At 44.7% G+C, this 23622-nt stretch carries 24 protein-coding genes and 4 tRNA genes; 22 read left to right on the forward strand and 6 right to left on the reverse strand.

Features of this window, described 5'->3' with window-relative positions; genetic code table 11:
- Nucleotides 1-23: 23 nt before the first annotated feature.
- Together V7R55_RS04945 and V7R55_RS04950 are read right to left on the reverse strand one after the other, a co-directional pair.
- A complete protein-coding gene (locus tag V7R55_RS04945) occupies nucleotides 24-509 on the reverse strand; it encodes a GAF domain-containing protein (RefSeq protein ID WP_334057832.1) in 486 nt (161 codons plus the stop codon).
- Between the two features lie 99 nt (nucleotides 510-608).
- Complete coding sequence (locus tag V7R55_RS04950; RefSeq protein ID WP_334057834.1) at nucleotides 609-1460, reverse strand: DUF72 domain-containing protein; 852 nt, start codon at nucleotides 1458-1460, stop codon at nucleotides 609-611.
- Between the two features lie 247 nt (nucleotides 1461-1707).
- Here V7R55_RS04950 and aspS point away from each other — a divergent pair, with 247 nt between their 5' ends.
- The 17 genes from aspS to V7R55_RS05035 all read left to right on the forward strand — a co-directional run bounded on the left by aspS (nucleotide 1708) and on the right by V7R55_RS05035 (nucleotide 13991).
- On the forward strand, nucleotides 1708-3468 hold the full coding sequence (aspS, locus tag V7R55_RS04955; RefSeq protein WP_334057836.1) for an aspartate--tRNA ligase: 1761 nt from the start codon (nucleotides 1708-1710) through the stop codon (nucleotides 3466-3468).
- A gap of 3 nt (nucleotides 3469-3471) precedes the next feature.
- Complete coding sequence (nudB, locus tag V7R55_RS04960) at nucleotides 3472-3912, forward strand: dihydroneopterin triphosphate diphosphatase (RefSeq protein WP_334057837.1); 441 nt, start codon at nucleotides 3472-3474, stop codon at nucleotides 3910-3912.
- Nucleotides 3912-4430: a crossover junction endodeoxyribonuclease RuvC gene (gene ruvC / locus V7R55_RS04965; protein ID WP_061485246.1), complete on the forward strand. Its 519-nt coding sequence runs from the start codon at nucleotides 3912-3914 to the stop codon at nucleotides 4428-4430. The genes nudB and ruvC overlap by 1 nt, the downstream gene beginning before the upstream one ends.
- Before the next feature lie 36 nt (nucleotides 4431-4466).
- Entirely contained in the window at nucleotides 4467-5087 is a 621-nt protein-coding gene (ruvA, locus tag V7R55_RS04970) for a Holliday junction branch migration protein RuvA (protein WP_014978754.1), read from the forward strand.
- A gap of 68 nt (nucleotides 5088-5155) precedes the next feature.
- A complete protein-coding gene (gene ruvB, locus V7R55_RS04975; protein ID WP_334057838.1) occupies nucleotides 5156-6160 on the forward strand; it encodes a Holliday junction branch migration DNA helicase RuvB in 1005 nt (334 codons plus the stop codon).
- A gap of 559 nt (nucleotides 6161-6719) precedes the next feature.
- Nucleotides 6720-7118, forward strand: a complete 399-nt coding sequence (gene ybgC, locus V7R55_RS04980; RefSeq protein ID WP_334057840.1) for a tol-pal system-associated acyl-CoA thioesterase — start codon at nucleotides 6720-6722, stop codon at nucleotides 7116-7118.
- Nucleotides 7108-7797: a protein TolQ gene (gene tolQ, locus V7R55_RS04985; protein WP_025254600.1), complete on the forward strand. Its 690-nt coding sequence runs from the start codon at nucleotides 7108-7110 to the stop codon at nucleotides 7795-7797. Before ybgC ends, tolQ begins: the two co-directional genes overlap by 11 nt.
- 29 nt (nucleotides 7798-7826) lie before the next feature.
- A complete protein-coding gene (gene tolR, locus V7R55_RS04990) occupies nucleotides 7827-8246 on the forward strand; it encodes a protein TolR (RefSeq protein ID WP_025254601.1) in 420 nt (139 codons plus the stop codon).
- A 109-nt stretch (nucleotides 8247-8355) separates the two neighbouring features.
- The gene (tolA, locus tag V7R55_RS04995) at nucleotides 8356-9135 is read left to right on the forward strand and encodes a cell envelope integrity protein TolA (RefSeq protein WP_438823575.1); all 780 of its coding nucleotides are present in this window, start codon (nucleotides 8356-8358) and stop codon (nucleotides 9133-9135) included.
- Between the two features lie 4 nt (nucleotides 9136-9139).
- Nucleotides 9140-10495, forward strand: a complete 1356-nt coding sequence (tolB, locus tag V7R55_RS05000; RefSeq protein ID WP_334057846.1) for a Tol-Pal system beta propeller repeat protein TolB — start codon at nucleotides 9140-9142, stop codon at nucleotides 10493-10495.
- 40 nt (nucleotides 10496-10535) lie between these two features.
- Nucleotides 10536-11102 (forward strand): peptidoglycan-associated lipoprotein Pal, encoded by a 567-nt coding sequence (pal, locus tag V7R55_RS05005; protein ID WP_334057848.1) that lies wholly within the window; start codon nucleotides 10536-10538, stop codon nucleotides 11100-11102.
- On the forward strand, nucleotides 11102-11896 hold the full coding sequence (gene ybgF / locus V7R55_RS05010; RefSeq protein WP_334057850.1) for a tol-pal system protein YbgF: 795 nt from the start codon (nucleotides 11102-11104) through the stop codon (nucleotides 11894-11896). The genes pal and ybgF overlap by 1 nt, the downstream gene beginning before the upstream one ends.
- Before the next feature lie 292 nt (nucleotides 11897-12188).
- A tRNA-Lys gene (locus V7R55_RS05015) sits at nucleotides 12189-12264 on the forward strand.
- Nucleotides 12265-12288: 24 nt separating this feature from the next.
- Nucleotides 12289-12364: transfer RNA gene (locus V7R55_RS05020), tRNA-Lys, on the forward strand.
- Between the two features lie 38 nt (nucleotides 12365-12402).
- Nucleotides 12403-12478: transfer RNA gene (locus V7R55_RS05025), tRNA-Lys, on the forward strand.
- Nucleotides 12479-12722: 244 nt separating this feature from the next.
- Nucleotides 12723-13778 carry a quinolinate synthase NadA gene (gene nadA, locus V7R55_RS05030; protein ID WP_014948872.1) on the forward strand — a complete coding sequence of 352 codons (1056 nt, stop codon included), beginning with the start codon at nucleotides 12723-12725 and terminating at the stop codon, nucleotides 13776-13778.
- Between the two features lie 122 nt (nucleotides 13779-13900).
- Nucleotides 13901-13991: transfer RNA gene (locus V7R55_RS05035), tRNA-Ser, on the forward strand.
- A 186-nt stretch (nucleotides 13992-14177) separates the two neighbouring features.
- On the opposite strand, the gene V7R55_RS05040 is transcribed toward V7R55_RS05035, so the two are convergent.
- The gene (locus V7R55_RS05040) at nucleotides 14178-14612 is read right to left on the reverse strand and encodes a hypothetical protein (protein WP_334057852.1); all 435 of its coding nucleotides are present in this window, start codon (nucleotides 14610-14612) and stop codon (nucleotides 14178-14180) included.
- 192 nt (nucleotides 14613-14804) lie between these two features.
- Between V7R55_RS05040 and V7R55_RS05045 the strand changes: the two genes are divergently transcribed.
- Together V7R55_RS05045 and V7R55_RS05050 are read left to right on the forward strand one after the other, a co-directional pair.
- Complete coding sequence (locus V7R55_RS05045; RefSeq protein WP_334057854.1) at nucleotides 14805-15212, forward strand: HAD family hydrolase; 408 nt, start codon at nucleotides 14805-14807, stop codon at nucleotides 15210-15212.
- 5 nt (nucleotides 15213-15217) lie between these two features.
- Nucleotides 15218-15484 (forward strand): HAD family hydrolase, encoded by a 267-nt coding sequence (locus V7R55_RS05050; protein WP_334057987.1) that lies wholly within the window; start codon nucleotides 15218-15220, stop codon nucleotides 15482-15484.
- A gap of 65 nt (nucleotides 15485-15549) precedes the next feature.
- Here V7R55_RS05050 and V7R55_RS05055 read toward each other — a convergent pair whose 3' ends face one another.
- On the reverse strand, nucleotides 15550-16716 hold the full coding sequence (locus V7R55_RS05055; RefSeq protein ID WP_334057855.1) for a patatin-like phospholipase family protein: 1167 nt from the start codon (nucleotides 16714-16716) through the stop codon (nucleotides 15550-15552).
- 220 nt (nucleotides 16717-16936) lie between these two features.
- On the opposite strand from V7R55_RS05055, the gene V7R55_RS05060 reads away from it, so the two are divergent.
- Nucleotides 16937-17953 carry a 2-dehydropantoate 2-reductase gene (locus V7R55_RS05060; RefSeq protein ID WP_334057857.1) on the forward strand — a complete coding sequence of 339 codons (1017 nt, stop codon included), beginning with the start codon at nucleotides 16937-16939 and terminating at the stop codon, nucleotides 17951-17953.
- 126 nt (nucleotides 17954-18079) lie between these two features.
- On the forward strand, nucleotides 18080-19306 hold the full coding sequence (locus tag V7R55_RS05065) for an OprO/OprP family phosphate-selective porin (protein WP_334057859.1): 1227 nt from the start codon (nucleotides 18080-18082) through the stop codon (nucleotides 19304-19306).
- Nucleotides 19307-19310: 4 nt separating this feature from the next.
- On the opposite strand, the gene V7R55_RS05070 is transcribed toward V7R55_RS05065, so the two are convergent.
- Nucleotides 19311-21836: an ATP-binding protein gene (locus V7R55_RS05070; protein WP_334057861.1), complete on the reverse strand. Its 2526-nt coding sequence runs from the start codon at nucleotides 21834-21836 to the stop codon at nucleotides 19311-19313.
- 124 nt (nucleotides 21837-21960) lie between these two features.
- Here V7R55_RS05070 and V7R55_RS05075 point away from each other — a divergent pair, with 124 nt between their 5' ends.
- The gene (locus tag V7R55_RS05075; protein WP_334057863.1) at nucleotides 21961-22320 is read left to right on the forward strand and encodes a VOC family protein; all 360 of its coding nucleotides are present in this window, start codon (nucleotides 21961-21963) and stop codon (nucleotides 22318-22320) included.
- A gap of 118 nt (nucleotides 22321-22438) precedes the next feature.
- On the opposite strand, the gene asd is transcribed toward V7R55_RS05075, so the two are convergent.
- The gene (gene asd, locus V7R55_RS05080) at nucleotides 22439-23563 is read right to left on the reverse strand and encodes an aspartate-semialdehyde dehydrogenase (RefSeq protein WP_334057865.1); all 1125 of its coding nucleotides are present in this window, start codon (nucleotides 23561-23563) and stop codon (nucleotides 22439-22441) included.
- Nucleotides 23564-23622: the final 59 nt, after the last annotated feature.

Consider the following 23622-nt stretch of genomic DNA (forward strand, 5'->3'; position numbering starts at 1 on the left):
ATACGAAAAGCGTAGGGCTGGAGTTATGCTGGAAGGTGCTCTGAAAAAATAATGGCTTCAACTTTGCGGGCGTGGTTTTTTAAGCTTTCTATCTCAACATCCAAAAAGTCACGTGGTTCATCAAACAGAAGGCATAACGTACCCAATTCATAGCCATCTTTGTTGCGCAAGATAGCACCTGCGTAAGCTCTTATGAAAGGACTGCCAGTCACCAGCGGGTTATTAGCAAATAGCTTATCGGCTTTTGCGTCGGGAACAATTAAGTACTCTTCTTCGGCTATCGCGTAGGTGCAAAACGAGATATTACGCGGTGTTTCGGTTGCATCCATACACTGGCGAGACTTAAACCATTGGCGATCTTCTGCAACAAGGCTTACCAAGCAGGTTTTAGCATTAAATTCTTCTTGTACGGTTTTGGTAAGTTCGTCAAGTTGTTCGCTTGGGGAAGTATCTAAAATATCTAACGATTCTAAAGCAGCAAGACGTGCTTTTTCGTATTCATTATTCATTGAATGATTTCACGATAAAAAATGGGTCTCTACAAAAACTAATAACCGTAGTAGTTTACCTGTAACTTGTAGGAATACTATCTATTAAATAGTTATTATTTAGAATAAGGCGTTTTGGGCTGGCTGACTTTTAATTGAGAGGTTGTCTAAACGGTGGGCTGTTTCTTCAGCGTTGTATAAATCAATAAACTGCTGAGCCAACCTGGGAGCATCTTTGTTGTCTGGGCGGTGACAAAAAAAGTACACGTCTTTTCCTTCACTTTGCCAAAGCTTCACTTTCTTCACCCAAGGTAATAAACAGCGTTGGTTGTCATCATCTATATCGTTGCCGACAAAGCGGACAATGGGAGTATGGCCTGTAGCGATAACATTAACCGGTACACGAGGCTTTTTCTCTCGCACTTCCTTTAGCATCGCGCGTCTATTTGTTCCCCCTGCGTCTAAAGACCCAGTAAACAGGGCTCGGGTGTCCATAATGATTCTATTCGCACCGTGTCGAATCAATAGTTGGTTGAGCGCCTTTTCCTCATCCCCCTTTGCAAAAAATGCCAGGTGGCGCACTTCAACTGCTACGTTTAATTCTTTAGGTAACGCCGCTAGAAAGGTATCCAAAATGGATAGCTTTTCTGGTCCGAAAGAAGCGGGCAGTTGCAGCATCATGACTCCTAGCTTTTCTTTAAGCGGACTTAATAAAGCAAGCTGTTGGGCAACCTCTTCATCACAATGCTGTAATTGATGTACATGTGTAATGTTCTGGTGAAACTTGAAAGTAAATCTGAAGTGGTCGGGTGTTGAATTGCACCACCTTGCTACAGCGTCTTGGTGGGGAAGAGAGTAAAATGTGGTATTCCCTTCAACCGTATTACACTCCTTGGCATACAGCGACAATCCATTATCAGACTTGGGATAATTAGCAAACCACGTGCTTGGCCAATGGCTGTGTTGCCACATTGGCAATCCAATATAGAGATTTCCTTGTGATATGGCTGATTTGTGCATATTTGTCATTGGGCTTTATCAAGCATTTGTTTATACTATGCGGCCTTTAAATCATTACATTATGCATGTTGTGGGCGGGCCAGCTAATTGGCCAGCAAGTTTACGCGATTTTTGGCAAAGTCTTAAGCCCAAAAGTAAGCGGTTTTGAACGCCAATTCACTGCATGCGAAGCAAGAAAAAACATCAGGGGTCAAGGACCATGCGCACAGATTACTGTGGGAATATCGATTCATCATACATTGGACAAGAAGTTACCCTTTGCGGGTGGGTTAATAAGCGTCGCGATCTAGGCGGTGTAATTTTCATCGACTTACGCGACCGCGAAGGTATCGTACAAGTGGTGTTCGACCCAGATTTACCAGACGTACTATCGGTAGCTAACACGTTGCGTAGCGAATTCTGCGTAAAGCTAACGGGTAAAGTGCGTGCGCGCCCTGAAGGTCAAATTAATAAAGACATGCGCACAGGTGAGATTGAGATCCTAGGCACAGGCCTTGAAGTGATCAACAAATCTGACGTGCTTCCACTGGATTGGAACCAAGAAAACTCAGAAGAACAGCGCCTTCGCTATCGTTATCTAGACCTTCGCCGTCCTGTAATGAGCCAGCGCTTACAATTTCGTGCAAAAGTAACCGGTGCTGTACGTCGTTTCCTAGAAGAAGAAGGTTTCCTTGATATTGAAACGCCTATTCTTACTAAGGCAACGCCAGAAGGTGCACGTGACTACCTAGTGCCAAGCCGCACACACAAAGGTGAGTTCTTTGCACTTCCGCAATCGCCACAGCTTTTCAAACAGCTTCTGATGATGTCGGGCATGGACCGTTACTATCAAATTGTTAAGTGCTTCCGCGACGAAGACTTACGTGCCGACCGTCAGCCAGAATTTACCCAAATCGATATTGAGACCACGTTCTTAGATGCCGATGGCGTAATGTCTATTACCGAGCGCATGATCCGCGACTTGTTCAACAAAATGCTAAACGTTGACCTTGGTGACTTCCCGCGCATGACGTACAAAGAAGCCATGACGCGCTTTGGTAGCGACAAGCCAGACCTACGTAACCCGCTAGAGTTAACAGACGTTGCAGACTTGCTTGCTAACGTTGACTTTAAAGTATTCAGCGGCCCGGCAAACGACCCTAAAGGTCGCGTTGCGGCTATTCGCGTACCGGGCGGTGCTTCACTTTCTCGTAAGCAAATTGACGAATACACTAAGTTCGTAGGTATTTACGGCGCGAAAGGCCTAGCATGGATTAAAGTTAACGATGCTGGTGCTGGTCTTGAAGGTCTACAGTCGCCAATCCTTAAATTCCTAACTGAAGACATCACTAACGCAATTATTGAGCGCTCTGGCGCACAAAGTGGCGATATTCTATTGTTTGGTGCAGACAACTACACAGTAGTGACTGAAGCGATGGGCGCACTTCGTCTTAAGCTTGGTGAAGACTTTGAGCTTCTTGAAGGCGAGTGGAAACCACTTTGGGTTGTTGACTTCCCAATGTTCGAAGAGTTTGACGGTCAGCTTCACGCTATTCACCACCCGTTTACTGCACCACGTGGTCTAACGCCAGAAGAACTTAAAGCTAACCCAGCAGAAGCCTTATCTGACGCTTACGATATGGTATTGAACGGTGTTGAATTAGGCGGTGGTTCTGTACGTATTCACAATGAAGACATGCAGTCTACGGTATTCAATATTCTTGGCATTGACGATGAAGAAGCGAAGAACAAGTTTGGCTTCTTGCTTGACGCGCTGCGCTTTGGTGCGCCGCCGCATGCAGGTCTTGCGTTTGGTTTAGACCGTCTGGTAATGCTTATGACTGGCGCGACGTCTATTCGTGACGTGATGGCATTCCCTAAAACGACCACAGCGGCGTGTCCGTTAACATCTGCTCCTAGCCCAGCAAACCCACAGCAGCTTGAAGAGCTAGCTATTGCAACGGTGAAAAAGCAATCGTAATTTATGGCGTATAAGAAGCCTGAATCTGCACTGGTAGTGTTGTATGACCAACACTACCGAGTGCTGCTTTTGCAACGACAAGACGACCCCACCTTTTGGCAGTCGGTAACCGGCGCGTTAGAGGAGGGGGAGTTACCCTTAGAAACAGCATATCGTGAAGTGTGTGAAGAAATTGGCATCGATGCCAAAGCGCACGGCTTTGTGGTTAACGACCACGATAAGCAAAACCAATATGAAATTCGTAGCCGCTGGCTACATCGTTATCCTCCTGGTACTGTGCATAACACAGAACACGTATTTTCCCTTCAAATAAATAGCGATTTACCTATTGTCTTAACAGAGCACTTGCAGTACGAATGGGTGTCGAAAGAGGAAGCGCTCGCGCGTTTATGGTCTCCTTCTAATAAAGAAGCGGTATCTTTGTTTGTACCGAGTGTGCCTTAATGGTTATACTGGGTATAGATCCAGGTTCTCGGATCACAGGCTACGGTTTAATTGCACGCAAGCAAGGTAAACTGGTGTATGTAGCAAGCGGATGCATTCGCGTTGGAACGGCAGATTTGCCTTCTCGTCTTGCTAATATCTTTACCGGGGTTGGCGATATTATTCGTCAATACAAACCCGACCAGTTTGCTATTGAGCAAGTATTTATGGCGAAAAACCCTGATTCAGCGTTAAAGCTTGGTCAGGCCAGAGGTGCCGCCATTGTGGCAGCCACCCAAGCGCAACTTCCTGTTGCTGAATACAGCGCAAGGCAAATTAAGCAGTCGGTAGTTGGAAAAGGTGGCGCCGATAAAACGCAAGTTCAGCACATGGTAAAACACCTGCTTAGCTTAAGCGGCACGCCACAGGCCGATGCTGCCGATGCATTAGCCGTTGCCTTGTGTCATGCACACACTGAACAGAGCCTGATAAACATGGCAGGGCAAGCCCGAAAAACCGTTCGTGGTCGTTTGCGCTAATACTGCTCGAAGCTCACGCTTTTACAGAGATAATTCATGATTGGACGAATTCGCGGTACGTTGGCTGAGAAACAGCCTCCAGAAATTCTTGTAGATGTAGCCGGTGTTGGCTACGAAATTCACATGCCTATGACCAGTTTCTACCAGCTTCCCGCGGTAGGTGAAGAAGTGGTGGTGTACACACACTTTGTGGTTCGTGAAGACGCCCAATTGCTGTTTGGTTTTGCTGATAAAATGGAAAGAGGGCTTTTCCGAGAATTGATCAAAGCCAATGGTGTAGGTCCAAAGTTAGGCCTTGCTATTTTATCTGGTATGTCGGCAAGCCAGTTCTTGGCAAGCGTACAAAACGAAGATGTTTCTGCACTTGTCAGCTTACCGGGTATAGGTAAGAAAACCGCAGAGCGTTTAGTGGTAGAGCTTAAAGACCGCTTAGCAAAATTTGGCAAGGCGCAGAGTATTGCTGTACCACCCCCAAGTGGCGACTTGTTATCCACCAATACTATTGTTGAAGTGAACGACGCTCGGGAAGAAGCGCAAAGTGCGCTTATTGCACTGGGCTATAAACCTGCTCAAGCGAGTAAGTTAGTCGACAGCGTGTATAAAGAAGGCATGGAAAGTGAAGCCCTTATTCGCGAATCATTAAAAGCGGCCATATAATGGCGCCCAACGAAGACAGCGGCTGTTAGTCTGTCTGTCTTCACGTTACCGTTTAAAGTAGAACTATCATGATTGAAGCCGACAGACTGATTACGCCTGAAGCAAGCACCGAAGACGAGGTCATCGACCGCGCCATTCGCCCTAAAATGCTCGAAGACTATACGGGGCAGCCTCACGTATGTGAGCAAATGGAAATTTTTATTCAAGCTGCGCGTAATCGTGATGATGCGCTAGACCATCTACTTATTTTCGGTCCGCCAGGACTGGGTAAAACCACGCTTGCAAATATTGTGGCAAATGAGATGGGCGTGAACATTAAAACCACGTCGGGGCCTGTGCTAGAGAAAGCTGGGGATCTTGCCGCGCTGCTTACCAACCTAGAGCGCAACGATGTATTGTTCATCGATGAAATACATCGCCTAAGCCCAGTAGTGGAGGAAATCCTTTATCCTGCCATGGAAGACTATCAGCTTGATATTATGATAGGCGAAGGGCCAGCGGCGCGCTCTATTAAGCTAGACCTTCCTCCTTTTACGCTGGTCGGCGCTACCACCCGCGCAGGCTCGCTAACGTCGCCGTTACGCGACCGTTTCGGCATTGTGCAGCGCCTTGAGTTTTACAACGTAAAAGACCTCACCAGTATTGTGGCAAGAAGCGCCAGCTACCTTAATTTAGACATGAACGAGGAAGGCGCGAAAGAAGTAGCTCGTCGCTCTAGAGGTACACCTCGTATCGCTAATCGCTTACTTCGCAGAGTTCGAGATTATGCCGAAATTAAATCTGATGGTACCGTTGGCGCTGATGTTGCGGCCAAAGCCCTAGATATGCTTGATGTAGACAAAGAGGGTTTTGATTACATGGACCGCAAATTGCTTACTGCTATTATAGAAAAGTTTGATGGTGGGCCCGTAGGCTTAGATAACTTGGCAGCGGCTATTGGTGAAGAAAAAGAAACCATAGAAGATGTAATTGAACCCTTCCTTATTCAACAGGGCTTCTTACAACGTACGCCTCGAGGCCGTATAGTGTCTCAGCGAGCCTATCTTCACTTTGGCTTCGCTCCGTCTGAATAATCTACCGTCCCTTTGTAAGAAGCTACAGATTCGTTTTAAAGGCCTAGCTGGATTGCTGGGCTTTTTTAGGCTTAGTAAATTGCGCAAGTCATACAAATTTATGCTGGAGTAGAAACAAAGTCGGATCGAGGGAGAGCGGGAGTATAGAGCTATTGGCTTCTATAGGTATTGATTCTTTCGTTAGAAACAGTCACAAACTATGGGCAAAAAAAAGCCCGCTCAGAGAGCGGGCTAAAACAACAAGTGTTGAAGGAAATAAATCCAGGGAACTCATGTCTAACAGGAGAATAACTCTTGCATGACCGTGCTAAGCACCATCACGCTCTGTACGACTGATGCTGTGCATTATAGGGAGCACAGAAAAAAGCACAATTGAGTAAAATTGTTATTTTGGATTAGAAAATCTAATGTGTTAATTGTGTGTTTAATATTAGTATAAATTTGATTAATGGTTAGTCTAAATGCGGTTTGTAGGGATTTTTTGTTCTGCACTTTGTCGCTTAAAACAGTGGTTCTAACTATATTTTGGATTAATTAATTTAAAGGTGAAGGAATAGTTATGCATTTACATCAGGTAAGAGTGTATTACGAAGATACCGACGCTGGCGGTATTGTGTATTATGCGAATTACCTTAAGTTTATGGAAAGAGCCCGTACTGAGTGGCTTCGCGGGCTGGGTTACGAACAAGATACGCTAATGGAACAATCCATCGCTTTTGTCGTCAAACACGTTGAAATGCATAACTATGCGCCCGCGCGGTTTAATCAGCTGTTGAGTATTGAAACTCGCGTTGTAGAATTGAAAGGCGCTAGTATGACGTTTCAACAAAATATTAAAAATGAACAAGGCGTTACCTTAGTAACTGGAAATATTAAGGTTGCCTGCGTCGATTTGGCAGTAATGAAGCCAAAAAGATTACCACGTACTTTGTTAGGGGAAATTTCGCGTGTCATCTGATCTCACTTTTATTGGCTTGTTCTTACAAGCAAGCTTTATCGTTCAACTTGTTATGCTTTTACTATTGAGCGTTTCAGTCGCGTCTTGGACTTTCATATTTCAACGAAGTAAAGCTTTGTCAGCTGCACGAAATGAAATGCGTCAGTTTGAAGATAAGTTCTGGTCAGGCGCTGACCTGAACCGTCTTTATCAAGAACTGTCAGCAAGAACTAACCTTACGGGTATGGGCAGCATCTTCTGTTCAGGTTTTAAAGAGTTTGTTCGTCTGCGCAAATCAAATACGGCAACTAATGGCATTGTCGACGGTACCTACCGTGCTATGCGTGTTTCTATGTCTCGTCAAGTTGAAGAATTAGAAAGTCGCCTACCATTCCTAGCTACTGCAGGCTCGATCAGTCCTTACATCGGTCTATTTGGTACGGTATGGGGAATAATGAATGCCTTCATCGCACTCGGTGAAGTGCAGCAAGCTACCCTCGCAATGGTAGCGCCTGGTATTGCAGAAGCGCTTATTGCAACTGCTATCGGCCTATTCGCCGCTATTCCAGCTGTAATCGCATACAACCGTTTTAGTCACCAAGTTGAGAAGCTAGAAAATAGCTATGGCAACTTCATGGAAGAGTTCTCTGCAATTCTTCATCGCCAAGCGGTTGCTGCGCAAGCACAACAACAAGCCTAAGCGTTTACATTCCAAACGGAGGACTTGTTATGTACGTAAGAAAACGCCGTAGACCGGTATCAGAGATAAACGTTGTACCTTACATCGACGTGATGTTAGTGCTGCTCATTATTTTTATGGTAACGGCGCCGCTTATTTCTCAAGGGGTAAAGGTAGATTTACCTAAAGCAAGCGCTAACCCAATCGAGCAGGAAGATAACCCACCTATTATTGCTTCGGTAGATGTTAAAGGCCGCTACTTTTTGAACGTTGGCGAGGATCAGGAATCGCCAATTAGCGAAGATGAACTTGGCGCGATTGTAAAAGCACAGTTGACCAAAGAGCCCAATACGCCCGTAGTGGTAAAAGGCGATGGACAAGTAGCGTATAACGAAGTGATACAGCTAATGGTGTTGTTACAGCAGGCGGGTGTGCCTTCAGTAGGGTTAATGACGGATCCGGTTGAGTAATATAGATATGTCGAAACCTGAAGTGTCGAAAAGCACTGAGCACAAAAATGCTTCTTCGAAAGAAGGAAAGCGCGCGGGGGCGAAGCAAAAAGGTAATAAGAAAAGCAAAATGACGCCTGAACAACTTGGTTTGTGCAAGTCGTTAGGTTTGCACGCCATTATTGCTGCACTGTTACTTATTAGCGTCAGTTTCTCGCCCGAACCGCTTCCAAACGCTCCCTCAAATGCGCCGGTAATCGAAGCAACCTTTATTGATGCGCAAGCGATAGCCGACCAAAAAAAGGCCCAGGCACAAGCTGAAGCACAAGCAAGAGCCGAAGAGCAAGAGAGGCAAAAAAAAGCAGAAGCGGCAGCAGAGAAAAAGCGCCAACAACAGCTTGCAGCTAAGCGCGCGAGGGAAAAGCGAGAAGCTGAGGCTGCTGAGGCGAAGAGGCAAAAAGAGTTAGAACGCCTTGCTGCTCAGAAAGAGAAAGAACGCAAAGAGCGTGAAGCTAAAGCGAAAGCCGAAGCCGAGCGTAAGAAGAAAGAAGCGGCTGAACGTGCAGAGATGGAAAGGATCATGCAAGAGCAGTTAGCGCAAGAGCAAGCGGCTCAGCGAGAACGTAGACGAAAGCAAGTGTTAACTGAAGTTGAGCGCTATACTGCGCTAATTCAGCAAACCATTAAGCGTAACTTGTATTCTGACGACAGCTATAGCGGTAAAACCTGTCGCTTGAATATACGGCTGGCGACCACAGGATTTGTAACCAGCATTCGTGTGTTAGGCGGCAACGACGCGCTATGCCGAGCCGCTGAAAGTGCAGTGCGCCGCGCTGAAAAGCTACCTGTGTCAGATGCACCCGATGTTTACGAGCAGCTAAAAGACATAACTTTAAAAGTGGAATTATAGTGGTATGAAAAAACTAGGTTTATGGATAGCGCTTATTACGATGGCCTTTAGTGTCAAAGTATTTGCATCCTTAGAAATTGTAATAACCGAGGGTGTAGATAGCGCCCGTCCAATCGGTGTTGTGCCATTTAAGTGGAAAGGGCAGGGCAGTATGCCTGGCGACATTTCTAAAGTGGTGATGGCTGATTTGATGCGAAGCGGTAAGTTTAACCCGGTCTCTGTAGATAAAATGCCACAGTACCCAGAAACCGCTGAGCAAGTGTCATACACAGCATGGGCGACACTTGGAGTCGATACTGTATTAGTGGGAAGTATCGAGCCTCAAGGAGGCGACCGCTTTCTTGTATCTTATGAACTTATTGATGTGCTTAAAGGCCAAGTTGATAATGGTCAAGCCAAGGTACTCAAAAACGGAAACTTAGTATCAAGTAATAATCACGTTCTTGCTGCCCGTCAGGCTGTGATCAATGGCCGAGATTTTCGCCAATATGCGCATCGAATTAGCGACATTGTCTATGAAAAATTAACCGGTGTTCGCGGTGCATTTTTAACGAAAATTGCTTATGTCATTGTTCGCGATCGCGACACCGTGGATAAGCCTTACCAATTAGTAATTGCAGATTATGATGGCGAGAACGAAACCCGTCTGCTGTCGTCACCTGAGCCACTTATGTCGCCAGTATGGTCTCCTGACGGTGAGAAGCTAGCCTATGTGAGCTTTGAAAACCGTAGACCGCAAATATTCATTCAGGATATTTACACCAGTGAACGTACACGCATTACTGATTTTCCTGGAATAAACAGTAGCCCTACATTTTCGCCAGATGGCAAGCAACTTGCTATGGTTTTATCGAAAGATGGAAACCCTGAACTCTATGTAATGGACTTAGCGACAAAAAATCTTCGCCGAGTTACACGCAATAGAGCGATTGATACGGAGCCCGCGTGGCTACCTGATGGCAGCGGTTTAATATTTAGCTCGGAACGGGGTGGTAAACCCCAGATATATAGCGTAAATTTAAATTCTGGGAAAGTAAGGCGAGTTACCTTTGTAGGTGAACAGAACCTTGGCGGTACGCTAACACCTGACGGCAAGCAAATGATTATGGTTAACCAAACTAATGGGAACTATCACATTGCTAAGCAGTCTTTGGATGGTGGATCACCTCAAGTACTGACACGGACGTACTTAGATGAATCACCAAGTGTAGCGCCGAATGGAAGCATGATTATATACAGCACCCTTCACGAGGGGACCCAAGTGTTGTCACTGGTTTCTTTAGATGGGCGTTTTAAAGCTAGGTTACCAGCAGCCAATGGGCAAGTTAAATCGCCAAGTTGGTCACCATTTTTGTTCTAACAATTTAACGACTAAACAATAAAATTTAAGGATTAGTAGGATGCAAATGAATAAAGTGATGAAGAGCTTCATTATCGCATTGCCAGTAGTGACAATGATGGCATGTTCTTCAGGCCCTAGCGAAGAAGAATTGGCAGCAGAGCGTAACCGCCTTGCACAAGAACAAGCGGCTGCGGAAGCGGAAGCACGTGAAGCAGAAGCACAGCGCGTTAAAGCAGAAGCTGCTCAGCGTATGAAGCGTCAAGAAGAAATGGTTCAGCAAGAAATGGAAGCGCTGAAAAACGAACAAACCGTTTACTTTGACTTTGACCGCTCAAGCATCAAGCCAGAGTTCCAGCGTATTCTAGACAAGCACGCGGTGTTCTTGGTGAAAAACCCAAGCACTAAAGTGACTATTGAAGGTCACACTGACAGCCGTGGTACGCCAGAGTACAACATCGCGCTAGGCGAACGTCGTGCACAGTCTGTTGAAACTTACCTACTTAATGCTGGCGTAAGCAGCAGCCAAGTAACAGTAGTTTCATACGGCGAAGAAAAACCAGCAGTGATGGGTTCTACTGAGTATGCATTTGCTCAAAACCGTCGCGGAGTGGTTGTTTACCGCTAATGACTATTCTAACGAATAAGACATTAAAAATGGGCGTCACTTTATGTGCCGCCCTTGCTGTTTCTACCGCATTTGCGCAAGCGCCTGTGGTAGACGCCAATGGCGGCAGTAAATTAGAGCAGCGTATTGTTGTACTAGAGCGTATTGTAAAAAGCCGAACTGAAATGCAGCACAGGCTTCAAACGCAGCTAGACAATATGCAAATGGAAGTCGACCAGCTGCGTGGTGCGGTTGAAGTTAATACCAACGAACTTCAAAAAGTACTTGAGCGTCAGCGAGAGCTTTACCTTGAAATAGATAAACGCGTGGAAGCACTTAAGCAAAGCGGCGCGCTACAAGGTAGTGCCATGCCTAGTGCAGGTGTTGATTCGGGCTCTGTGAGCTCTCCAGCAGCATCTACGCCTACGCAAGCACCGCAAGCAGGTGAAGATGAAGCCTATGAAAATGCGGTGAATTTGATCCTTAAGTCTCGTGAATACGATAAAGCCATTCCTGCGTTTCAATCGTTCATTTCACGCTTTCCCAACAGTGGTTACGCACCAAATGCGCACTATTGGTTAGGGCAACTGTTGTTTAATAAACAGCAGTGGAGCGAAGCAAGTGAGCAATTTAATATTGTAGCTAATCGCTTTACCGATTCTGCCAAGCGCCCTGATGCCTTACTAAAACTAGGCGTCATTGCTGAGCGAACGGGAGACAGTGCAACGGCTCGACAGCTGTTCCAACAAGTTGTAAATGATTACCCTGATTCTTCGGCGAAACGCCTCGCTGAATCTCGGTTAAATAACTTGTAATGAACAAAGCCTCTTTTAAAGAGGCTTTTTTATGAGTTAGAGAAAAGTTTTTTTCAAAAAATTCCATTTAGAGTGCATAAAACTTCTGCACCAAAATTCACTGTATTTCGTAGAAACCTGACTAAACTCAATTAGTACTGGTATAAATACTCAGCGATTTGTTTTCATTTTGACCGTTTAGTCGTAATTTGACAGAAAAATGAAAATAAAAGGACGTTATGGGTTGCGTCGAATAAAAATCTGAGTATTATATGCCGCCGTTGCCAAGACACAGGCAACAACAGGAAAGAAAGGGTCGTTAGCTCAGTTGGTAGAGCAGTTGACTTTTAATCAATTGGTCGCTGGTTCGAATCCAGCACGACCCACCACTTTCTCTCCTAGCATCAAATGATGGGTCGTTAGCTCAGTTGGTAGAGCAGTTGACTTTTAATCAATTGGTCGCTGGTTCGAATCCAGCACGACCCACCATCATTTGAATTGCTAAAAATATCTGTGTGTCACTTGATGGGTCGTTAGCTCAGTTGGTAGAGCAGTTGACTTTTAATCAATTGGTCGCTGGTTCGAATCCAGCACGACCCACCATCAAGTCTCAAACTCAAATATTCCTTTTTTAAATAATCTCCTCAGTACAAAACGCCAATGCTTATTGCGTTTTAAAACGCTACTCGTCTCTTTTGCACTTTGATCTGGTTTACCTAACCCCATGTAGTAGAAAAGGTAAGTACAAATACGACTATTTAATTACCCTTATGTTGATTAGGTAGTGTGTAATTTTTATGACAGTTGGGTATAATCCGCACCCTTGTCGCAACAGAGATGTAGGTTAATGTCAGTAGCATTTCGAGTGGATCAGGTAGAGTACCCGTTCCCAGCAAAACCACAGCCATTATCAGAAGCACGTAAAGCTGAGTTAAAGGCTGAGATCAAAGCTTTACTTAAGGCCCGTAACGCTGTGCTTGTCGCACACTATTACACCGATCATGAAATTCAGGCACTCGCTGAAGAGACTGGTGGCTGCGTGGCAGACTCATTGGAAATGGCGCGTTTCGGTAGAGATGCACAAGAACAAACCTTAATTGTTGCTGGCGTACGCTTCATGGGCGAAACGGCAAAAATTCTTAGCCCTGAAAAAACCGTACTAATGCCAACACTTGAAGCAACGTGCTCGCTTGATATTGGTTGCCCGGTTAAAGAGTTTAGCGAATTCTGTGATCAGCACCCTGACCACACCGTCGTGGTTTACGCGAATACATCAGCGGCAGTAAAAGCGCGCGCTGACTGGGTAGTAACGTCAAGCATCGCCCTTGAAATCGTTGAGCACCTAGACAGCCAGGGCAAGAAAATCATTTGGGGCCCTGACCGACACCTAGGCTCTTACATTGCTAAGCAAACGGGTGCCGACATGCTAATGTGGCAGGGCGAGTGTATCGTTCACGACGAGTTCTCTGCACAGAAGCTAGCAGACATGAAAGCACTGTATCCAAATGCCGCGATACTGGTTCACCCTGAATCACCCGCAAGCGTGGTAGAAATGGCAGATGCGGTTGGCTCAACCAGTCAATTGATAAAAGCCTCGCAAACCATGGATAACGACACCTTTATTGTTGCTACCGATAAAGGCATCTTTTACAAGATGCAACAACTTACTCCAGAGAAGACGTTTATAGAGGCTCCAACGGGCGGTAACGGCGCTACGTGCAAAAGCTGTGCTCACTGTCCTTGGATGGCAATGAACGGCTTAGAAGCGATTAAGGCGTCTTTGACGGGTGAAACTGATGGGCACGAAATCTTTGTTGATGATGAATTGCGTAAAGGTGCACTTATTCCACTTGATCGCATGCTTAACTTCTCAGCCGAGTTAAAAGCGAAAGGCGGGTTATAAGCGCACGTTTTATAAGCACTTGCTGAATATTTTCCAGCAAGTTCTTGATTAAGCGCGCGGCTTTACCTACTATACGCGCGCTCAAGGATTTTCGGTGTTAAAATCTTCTTGATACAAAATTTGGAGAGATGGCTGAGTGGCTGAAGGCGCACGCCTGGAAAGTGTGTATACGTTTATAGCGTATCGAGGGTTCGAATCCCTCTCTCTCCGCCAAATACAAAGAACCGGCTTTACGCCGGTTTTTTTGTGCCCATCAATTTGCACTGATTCATATATTGATACTTTTATGAAACTAAAAAGAAACCCGCTATGCAGCGGGTTTCCGTTCAAACGCGTCAGTTGCAGCACTCTTTATGCTAAAGGCAATGGACTCTTACCTCAAATGCTGGCAGCAGATAATTACTTAGCAACCTGCTGGTGTACTTTAATTAGATCAGGCAGCTTTTTCGCGTAAATCGCTTTCTTTGTACCCGGGTGAAGTAGTTGGCTTACAAAAGTGCGTAGGAAGCCAAGTACAAAGGTTTGAACACGGTCAGCGTCTGCTTCGCTTGGGTTAGCGATAAGCGTTTCTGTTTCCGCTTGTACTTTATGTACAATTGGGTCCATTGTGTCTTTGCCCGCTACAAGGTCATTACCTGTCACTACACCTTTGCCAAGTAAGTCGCGTACGGCATTGTAAAGGTCGGCAGAAACAGCATTAGTTTGGCCCCAATTTGCGATGTTGTACTCTTCAGAAATTTTATCTAGCTCGGCAGTTGGATCGCTTGATTTCAATAGGCCTTCGATAAGTTTGTGTGCTTCAGTTTGTTTTACAGGTGTTGATAATTCTGACATGATTTACTTGATGAAATAGTGAAAAAGCGTTTTATAAATACTTTTCTATTTGCTGTCAAGGTGGCTAGTTTTTATTCGTATTTATTTTCTATATCTTTCAATTGCTTACACTTTGTCGTGCAGTGAAAACCGTTTACACATATCCACTAGGTTATTTTCCATGTCATTTAAGTTAGTTTTACGGTGTTTACCGTGAAAGCCATTTTCTTCGACCACGACGGTACGCTAATCGACTCAGAAGTGACGCATTTCGAGTTATGGAAAACCATGCTTGCGGATATGGGCAAAGAACTAACATTCGATTATTACCACACGCGTATGGCTGGTATCTCAGTAATGAACAATGCTAGCGATATCATTCGAGACTTTTCGCTTGCTTTAACGCCCGAGAAGCTTTTCAAGAAGAGAAGGGCGCTGACACTAAAGTTTTTACAGCGCCAAGCATTTCCGTTAATACGTGGTTCAAAAGAAGCCCTTATGCTTTGTAAATCACATAACTTGCGTGTAGCTATAGTAACGGGAGGCACCCGTTTAGCGGTTGAGAAGACAGTGTCTTTCTATGGTTTAGAAGATATATGGTTTAGAAGATATATGGTTTAGAAGATATTGTTGAGTGTGTCGTTTCTTCTGATGACGTAGTTAAAGGTAAACCGTCACCTGATTGCTATTTAGCAGCCCTATCCCAAATGCAATTGGCACCACATGAAGTTATGGCAGTTGAAGATACCGAGTTTGGTCTACAAGCTGCCGTTAGTGCAGGAATTAAAACAGTGGCTATACCCACACCCTTGTCGGCTAATCACGATTTTTCTAAAGCAGCTGGCGTGTATGAAAATCTTGAGGACTGGGCAGCATCGCTGCCCCAGAGGTAAGGACAGCATCGCTGTCAGATATATAAATGGAAGCCTCGCTGCCCTAAAAGTAAATAGAGCAGCGATTATGCCGTCATTCGCTTATCTTCTTTCTGCGCATTCATATTCTGTTTCAAACGAGCAGGGAAGGGCAATGTAAGTAAAGGTCGTTTTGCTTTCGCCTCTTTATCTTTAACCTCTTCAATATTCTTCGCAACACGAATATTATCACTGCCTAACGTTTCGGCTTCGTTCTCTTTGGTAAGTACCGCAACAGTTTCGTTTTCAAATTGAGACTTTGATGCGCTTTCTGCCTCTAGAAAAGCGATACCAGCCTTTTTGCCAAGATTGTAGTCGTGGCGAAGCTGCGCACCAGTGCTGCCTAACAGCTTACTTTGCAGTTTGTTAGGTGCAAAAATTTGAATAACCTCTACGCCTTCTGGCGGGTTTTCAATAAACGCCAGTTCTTTTTGATACGCTTGTTCGTGCTGCAGCAGATAGTCGATGGTCTTTGGGCACGTGCCCGTTGCGCACATTACCGCGCTTAACTTTTGTAGCCAAGGCGACTGTACTTGAAAGCCTTCGTCCACTGTTCTAATCACTACGATTTTTGTAGCACCACGGTTATAGGCCTCCGTCACGGGTAAAGGCGCGGCTAAACCACCATCTAAGTAAAAGTCTGTATTGGCAGCTTGCTTGGCTTCAATTTCAGTGTGAAGCGGAACGCCTTGTTTGTAAAGCAAGGGCAGTGCGCTCGACGCTTTAATCAACTCAACCCAGTTGTTTTGGCTCTTCATCGGGTTTAGGAAGTAAGCCTTTCTATCTCGTGAGTTCGTAGCCGTAAACAGTATTTCTCTATCTGCCACATTGCTTTTAGCAGTATCTAAATCTAGCAAACGGTTCGCCTCTTGGGTTTTGTCAAAATACCAATCTAAATCGACAATATGTTTGCCCATTAAACCTCGTCCCATTTGGAAAAAGCGTTTGTGTCGGGTTAAGCCGCGAATAAGACGCTTTGCATAGCCTTTTTGACGCGCCACAAAGCTAGTTAAGTTCTGTGAACCAGCTGATGTGCCAATAAGAATATCGAAAGGGTCGTGTCCGGCGTCTAACCATGTATCGAGTACGCCTGCCGTGAAAATTCCTCGTTGTCCACCACCTTCCGCAACCAAGGCAACTTTGCCATTGTCCGACATGTCAGCATTGTGTGCTTTTGAATAAGCGAGAGAAGGAGCAGATTGTTGACCCGACATGATAACCCTCTATTTGACCATGACTATAAATTGACTACTTGGTCTAATTGTAGGGAGATCACGACGCCGGAGAAAATTGAAAGAATAAATCGGACTGATAGGAAATAACTGATACTGAAACACTTTTTGTTATTTTATTGTGATTTTTGTGTTTACATTTTGATCGTTTAATCGCAGTCTAACAAAGTGTTGAAAGCTAAACTTTCATTGGGAGTCAATAATGAAAATTGCCGTGTTAGGTGCGGGAAGTATTGGATGTTATGTAGCGGGCTGCCTGTTAGCCTCTGACCCCACATTGAGTGCCGCTAATGCGCTTACGCTCATTGGCCGTCAGCGTTTATATGATGATATTACTGCTAATGGTCTTAAAGTAACGGATTGGCAAGGGCGTGAGCAGCTAACAAAGCCTGAGCATATCGCTTTTTCAATTGAGAACGATAGTTTAGTTGATGCTGACGTCATTTTGCTTTGCGTTAAAAGCCAAGATACCGAGCAGGCTGCTGCGATAATCAATCAGCATGCAAAGCAATCAGCAGTCGTAGTCAGTCTTCAAAACGGAGTGGGTAATGCACACCTGCTTCGCCAGCACATAAAACAATGCGTAATTGCAGGTATGGTGCCTTTCAATGTTTTTTATAAAGGTAACGGCCATTTTCACTGTGGTACTGAAGGTAATATTGCCCTTGAAGACCCCAATAACCAATGTAGTGACATCATAAAAGCGCTTAACAACGCGTCGTTGCCCGTTACGGTTTATAACGATATGAAAGCTGTACAGTATGGCAAACTTATTATGAACTTAAATAACGCGGTCAATGCACTGTCGGGTATACCGCTGAAATCACAGCTAGGGGATAGGCAATACAGGTTGGTTATGGCAAAGGTGTTGTCCGAGGCGTTAGCAGTATTAAAAGCAGAAGGAATTACACCAGCAAGAACCGGTAAGGTCATTCCCAAACTGATGCCAAAAATTATGAAGCTACCTAACTTTTTATTCAATGTGGTGGCTTCATCTACGCTTAAAATAGATCCCGAAGCACGCTCTTCAATGTATGAAGATTTGGCGCTGGGGCGACGAACGGAGATTGATTATTTGAACGGCGAGATAGTCAGGCTCGGTGAAAAAAATCACATAGCTACGCCAGTGAATAAGCATATTGTTAACCTGATCAAACAACACGAAGTCGCTAAAAAAGGAAGTCCTCACTTACCGGCGAATGCTCTGTTGTTAAAGTGAAAGGTCGAACTATCGGCGTATTTAACGCTAAATATTACAGTTTTGTGTCATTTTTATGTCAGGGCACTTGAATCTTATACTAAAGTATATATCCTGCGCGCAAACTTCCGTTATATTTAGTGTGCTTTGCTTTTTCAAAATCGTTTTTCTTCTTTTCTTCTGTTGTGTACTTTATGGGCGTCGCTTTTCCATGCGACAGTTGTAGCGTCTGAGGTTGATGCCGAGCGTGAATCTAGCGCAACTTTCTTTCAATACAATGGCAACGGGCTTTCGTTTCAAAGCGACAACAATACCTTCTCACTACGCGTGCGCGGTAGACTTCAGTCTCGCTATGCCAATCCCGGTATAAGCCAGCCTACCGAGCGTGCTGACTTTGAGCATAACGCCGGTAATCAATTTGGCGTTAACAGGGCGCGGGTCAAATTAGACGGTCACATTGGTTTGCCCTGGATTAAATATGGTGTGGAATACGATGCTGTCGATCAGCGCACGCTCACCGCTACATTATCTTTTGAAAAGTATGACGCGCTTCGGTTTAAGGTTGGTCAGTGGAAGGTCGAGTATTCCAGAGAGCGCAGTGTAAGCAGTGGCGGCCAGCAAATGATGGATCGTTCAATCATCAACAGAATATTTACGCTAGATAGGCAAATGGGGGCATCCCTGTACGGTAATTTTGATGGCCCAGGCGCGGCCAATTTCAATTACTGGGTAGGAGTATTCAATGGCTCGGGCCGTGGTGATTATAGCAATCACGATGGCGAGAATATGTATACAGGGCGACTACAGTGGAATTTCTTAGGTGAATCTGTCGAGTTTAAAAACAGTGACATTAAACGAACAGCTACCCCCAAAGCAGCTCTAGCAATAGCAGGGGCGAAGTTCAAAAGCCAGTTTACGCGTTTTTCATCGTCTGGCGCTGGTAATTTAGCCTACTTTGGTAAGGGCGAGCTCGAAGATCAGTACGACATTCAGCAGTTTGTGATTGATGGTGCCTATTTTTATAAAGGGTTTAATGCTCAAGCGGAATATCATGAAAAAGATATTGTGAATTTAGCGGACAACAATAGAGAAACTACGCTGCGCGGCTATTATGTGCAGGCGGGTTATTTTTTGAGTGAATCAATCAGCTGGTGGCCAGAGCCCCTTGAAATAGCTGCACGCTTCGGGACCTATTCGTCCCAAGACAGTGAACAAGACGAACGCTTTTTTGAAAAGACAGTAGCATTCAACTATTTTTTTAATGGCCACGAAAACAAACTAACCGCAGAGGTAAGCAGGGTTTCACTGGATCAGTTCGATACTGAAGTAGGGGGCGAGACCATCTACTCTCTGCAGTGGGACGTCAGTTTTTAACTACTCACGCCGGGCGAGCAAGAAACTCACCTAGTGTGTTAACAAGGCGAGCCTTGTCTACGGGCTTGCCCACATGGGCATCCATTCCTGCCGCGTGACAGTTGTCTATATCTTGCTGCATGGCGTTAGCCGTCAGGGCAATGATGGGGGTTTTTAACTTAAGCACATTTCTTATATGCCGTGTGGCACTAAGCCCATCAACTTCAGGCATTTGAATATCCATTAGTACCAAATCATAAGTGCACGTTTTCAATGCATCAATGGCCTTTTGTCCGTTTGATACATGTGTTAAATCTAAACGGAATTCTTCAAGAAGCGCTTTGATTACCTCAACATTAATGTCGTTGTCTTCTGCAAGGAGGACACGAGCGCCTTCTAGCGTAACGTGTTGCTGAGGTGTTTCAGACAGCGGAACATCAATATCTGCTGCAACAGCAAATGTGACATCAAAAGAAAAAGTAGAGCCTCGTTCTAATTCGCTTTCAAGCGTTAGTGAAGAGCCCATTAGCTTAAGCAGATTATTACTGATGTTAAGCCCTAGACCTGTGCCACCATACTTTCTCGCTATGGTGCTTTCAGCTTGCGTAAAAGGTGTAAACAGCTTTACTTGGTTTTCTTTCGAAATACCAATCCCGTTGTCTTTTACCCAGCAGTGCAGGGTGCAGTGACTTTCGTTGGCTTCTACTGCGGATAATCCAATTTCTATAATCCCTTTATCAGAAAACTTGATGGCATTGCTTATTAGGTTTGCCAATATTTGCTTAAATCTGAGTTCGTCAAACATCAAATCGTTATTAAGGTTTTTGTCGATATCAAGCTGGAGCACTAATCCCTTGCGTTCCGCTTGGTCTGAAAATATGTCGACTAATGTGCACAGGCTTTCAGTGATGTCGTGAGGCCTGATAGCCAACGTGAGCTTGCCCGCTTCAATCTTCGAAAAGTCGAGTAGGTCGTTGATAAGTTGAAGCAGCATTTCAGACGCATTGACGATTTTCTTGGTGAGATCCTTTGCTTGCATATCTACCGCATGGTTCGATAATGTTTGTCCAAAACCAATAATGGCATTTAAAGGCGTGCGGATCTCGTGACTAATATTAGAAATAAACTCAGACTTTAACCGATTGTTTAATTCTGCTTTTTCTTTCGCCGTTAAGTAAAGCGCATTAGCCTGTCTTGATTTACTCAATAAAATCAGAATGATAACAATTGTTACTAGTGTGAGTGTGATAAGTATGACGAGCAACGTGGAAAAAAGTGATTGGGTGCGCTGAGCCTCTGTTTTCAACAAAAGCGCTTCCTCGAATGCTTTATTCTCATTCTCAAGTTGATTTGCTCTGTCTTTCTGTTGAGTTATCTGATCAATTAAGTTGGCGCTTTTTATTAGCTCTAAGTCTTCATATTTCTTTGCATTCAAATAGGCTTCATGGAAAACCTCAAACTGTTTGAATGCTAGCGCGTAATCGCCTTTCGCAGCAGTAATGTAGGCTTCTGTTTTATCAAGTTGAGCACGCCAGGTCGTTAGCTCGGCTTTGCGGTTTTCATCGTAGAGTTCACGTGCTTTATCAAGCGCGTTTGTCGCCTTATTAAGTTCTCCTAAACTAAGGTGGGCTTCCGCTTTTAAACGGTAAATTTCGCTATTGTAAAAAGAAGATGAGAGAGGGTGTGAAAGAACAACATCAGAGAGCGTCAGCGCCTTTCTCAGGTTACCTGAACGGAAATAAGTTGTGGCGATACCGTAAGTAGCAAGGAACTCAGAATAGCTGATATCAATTTGCGAATCGAATTCAATGGCACGTTCAAAATAATCGATGGCCTTGCTATAGTTTCCTAGATTTCTATACAGAATACCAATGGCGTAAAGGTTGTCGCTGACCAAAATTCGTTGGTTTTCAACTTTGGCGCCATCAAGCGATTTCTCATAGTAAGAAAGCGCAAGATCATAAGCGCTGACTGATTGATAGTAGTCCGCCACAATAGCGTAGTACAAGGGTTTAAGCTCAGTAAGCTCATGCTCGGTAAGTATATCGTTTACCGTGTTGATAAGCTCAGCGTTTGGTGAAAAAACCTGACCTTCGCTATAGGTCAATACTTGGTATATCAGCGCGTAGGCTTTTACCTTTGGTGGAATATCAGGCGTTGCAACAACGCGGTTAAAGTGCTCGTAGGCTTTGTCGTAGTCTGCTGAAATACCATACATTCTTGCTACGCCAGTAGCTATTGTAAGACCTTCACTCGAGTTGTCTTGTAACGCAACCAGCGAATTTAAGATTTTTTCGGAAGGGCGTTGATGTATTGAAAGTTGGTACTGGACATAAAGCGCGCCCACTTTTCTTTTTTCGTCTTGCGTTAATGTGTCAGATAACAACCAAGCTTCAAGCCTTTCTATTGCTGCTCCTATAGGCATAGGCACTAAGGTTTCAACGTCCACTTTAATTTCACTGACCTTGTCTGAGATAGATGCATGAGCATTAATCGTTCCCATGCTCCAAGTTAAGGCAAGCAATAAAGCCAAACTAATAAATTGCTGCAAACTAAGTGACCTGAATAAATGCTGGTTATCTAATTTTAAACGAATAAGCACGTTTAGAATTTAATCAATAAGTCTAAAGTTGGTGATAGTATGAGCTCATCATTTTTAAAAAGAGAAGAGTGACATGCAAGAAAACACCAAACTCAACTATGTCGAATTTGCATCTCTAGATATTAGCCGCTCAAAAGCGTTTTTTGAAAGTGCGTTTGGCTGGAGTTTTACCGATTATGGCAGTGAATACAGTGCGTTTAGCAATGCTGGCATGGACGGAGGGATTTTTTCTGCACAACGTGTGATGAAGGCAGAAAGTGGGGCGCCTTTATTGGTGCTGTATTCTTATAACATTTCTGAATCGCAAGGATGTGTAGAAAAAGCAGGTGGAGTAATTACCAAACCGCTGTTTGACTTCCCGGGGGGCTGTCGCTTTCATTTTGTCGAGCCAGGTGGTAATGAGCTGGCTGTCTGGTCTGAGTCAGTAAAATAGCGCTATCATGTCTACGATGTCGAGTGATTATGGCTTTTATAGTCTGATAAAAAACGCCTTGCGTGTAACGACACAGCAAGGCGCTCTAAATTCAGATTAGTTAGCTAAAAGCTAGCAGTTAGTTTTGCTCAAGCACAATGCGTAGCATTCTGCGAAGCGGCTCTGCAGCACCCCATAAAAGCTGATCGCCAACAGTGAACGCTGAGATATACTCAGGGCCCATGTTGAGCTTACGAATTCGACCTACTGGGATAGACAGGGTGCCAGTCACTTTAGCTGGCGTGAGCTCCTGCATAGTTACTTCACGATCATCAGGCACGACTTTTACCCAATCATTGTGTTTCGCCAGGATTTCCTCAATCTCGCTAACTGGTAAGTCTTTTTTAAGCTTAAGCGTAATTGCTTGGCTGTGACAGCGCATAGCACCAACGCGAACACAGATACCGTCGATAGGTACTTCACCGCCTTTAATGCCTAAAATCTTGTTAGCTTCGGCTTGGGCTTTCCACTCTTCACGGCTTTGTCCCGATGGAAGCTGTGAGTCGATATACGGAATTAAGCTTCCTGCAAGAGGAACCCCGAACTGCTCACTTGGGTATTCTGAACTACGAATAAATTCAGATACTTGCTGATCGATATCCAGTATAGCGGTAGCCGGATCTTCCACTTTATCTTTTACATTATTGTGAATAGCGCCCATCTGGCTAATAAGTTCACGCATATGCTTAGCGCCTGAACCTGAAGCGGCTTGGTAGGTCATCGGTGATGCCCATTCAACAAGGTCTTGTTCAAATAAACCGCCTAGAGCCAGCAGCATAAGTGACACTGTGCAGTTTCCGCCAACGTATGTGCGAATACCTTTTTCAATGCCACTATCAATTTCTTTGCGGTTCACTGGGTCTAGTACAATAACCGCATCGTCTTTCATACGAAGGGCCGAAGCTGCGTCAATCCAATAGCCATTCCAGCCAGACGCGCGAAGATCATCATACACGGCTTTTGTATAGTCACCGCCCTGACAAGTAATAATAATATCTTGTTTTGATAACGCCTCGATGTCGTGCGCATCTTCTAAAACACCTGCATCTTTGCCAGCAAAGTTTGGCGCTGCAATACCCTTTTGAGAGGTGGTAAAAAAGGTGGGCTCAATGTGCGCGAAATCTTGCTCTTCTTGCATGCGCTGCATTAATACTGAGCCAACCATACCGCGCCAGCCCACTAAACCTACTTTTTGTTGTGACATTAAATTGAGAACCCTTGTTACTAAAATGAAAAGTACCTCATCATGTGCGCGTTATTACA

Origin of the sequence: Alteromonas sp. S005 (assembly GCF_036864475.1) — a bacterium.
In the GTDB taxonomy this organism is placed as follows: Bacteria; Pseudomonadota; Gammaproteobacteria; order Enterobacterales; family Alteromonadaceae; genus Alteromonas.

Excerpts from the sequence above, each read along its gene's own strand:
- V7R55_RS04945 (WP_334057832.1), bottom strand. The coding sequence starts at position 509 with ATGAATAATGAATACGAAAAAGCACGTCTTGCTGCTTTAGAATCGTTA.
- V7R55_RS04950 (WP_334057834.1), bottom strand. The coding sequence starts at position 1,460 with ATGTGGCAACACAGCCATTGGCCAAGCACGTGGTTTGCTAATTATCCC.
- aspS (WP_334057836.1), top strand. The coding sequence starts at position 1,708 with ATGCGCACAGATTACTGTGGGAATATCGATTCATCATACATTGGACAA.
- nudB (WP_334057837.1), top strand. The coding sequence starts at position 3,472 with ATGGCGTATAAGAAGCCTGAATCTGCACTGGTAGTGTTGTATGACCAA.
- ruvC (WP_061485246.1), top strand. The coding sequence starts at position 3,912 with ATGGTTATACTGGGTATAGATCCAGGTTCTCGGATCACAGGCTACGGT.
- ruvA (WP_014978754.1), top strand. The coding sequence starts at position 4,467 with ATGATTGGACGAATTCGCGGTACGTTGGCTGAGAAACAGCCTCCAGAA.
- ruvB (WP_334057838.1), top strand. The coding sequence starts at position 5,156 with ATGATTGAAGCCGACAGACTGATTACGCCTGAAGCAAGCACCGAAGAC.
- ybgC (WP_334057840.1), top strand. The coding sequence starts at position 6,720 with ATGCATTTACATCAGGTAAGAGTGTATTACGAAGATACCGACGCTGGC.
- tolR (WP_025254601.1), top strand. The coding sequence starts at position 7,827 with ATGTACGTAAGAAAACGCCGTAGACCGGTATCAGAGATAAACGTTGTA.
- tolA (WP_438823575.1), top strand. The coding sequence starts at position 8,356 with ATGACGCCTGAACAACTTGGTTTGTGCAAGTCGTTAGGTTTGCACGCC.
- tolB (WP_334057846.1), top strand. The coding sequence starts at position 9,140 with ATGAAAAAACTAGGTTTATGGATAGCGCTTATTACGATGGCCTTTAGT.
- pal (WP_334057848.1), top strand. The coding sequence starts at position 10,536 with ATGCAAATGAATAAAGTGATGAAGAGCTTCATTATCGCATTGCCAGTA.
- ybgF (WP_334057850.1), top strand. The coding sequence starts at position 11,102 with ATGACTATTCTAACGAATAAGACATTAAAAATGGGCGTCACTTTATGT.
- nadA (WP_014948872.1), top strand. The coding sequence starts at position 12,723 with ATGTCAGTAGCATTTCGAGTGGATCAGGTAGAGTACCCGTTCCCAGCA.
- V7R55_RS05040 (WP_334057852.1), bottom strand. The coding sequence starts at position 14,612 with ATGTCAGAATTATCAACACCTGTAAAACAAACTGAAGCACACAAACTT.
- V7R55_RS05055 (WP_334057855.1), bottom strand. The coding sequence starts at position 16,716 with ATGTCGGGTCAACAATCTGCTCCTTCTCTCGCTTATTCAAAAGCACAC.
- V7R55_RS05060 (WP_334057857.1), top strand. The coding sequence starts at position 16,937 with ATGAAAATTGCCGTGTTAGGTGCGGGAAGTATTGGATGTTATGTAGCG.
- V7R55_RS05075 (WP_334057863.1), top strand. The coding sequence starts at position 21,961 with ATGCAAGAAAACACCAAACTCAACTATGTCGAATTTGCATCTCTAGAT.
- asd (WP_334057865.1), bottom strand. The coding sequence starts at position 23,563 with ATGTCACAACAAAAAGTAGGTTTAGTGGGCTGGCGCGGTATGGTTGGC.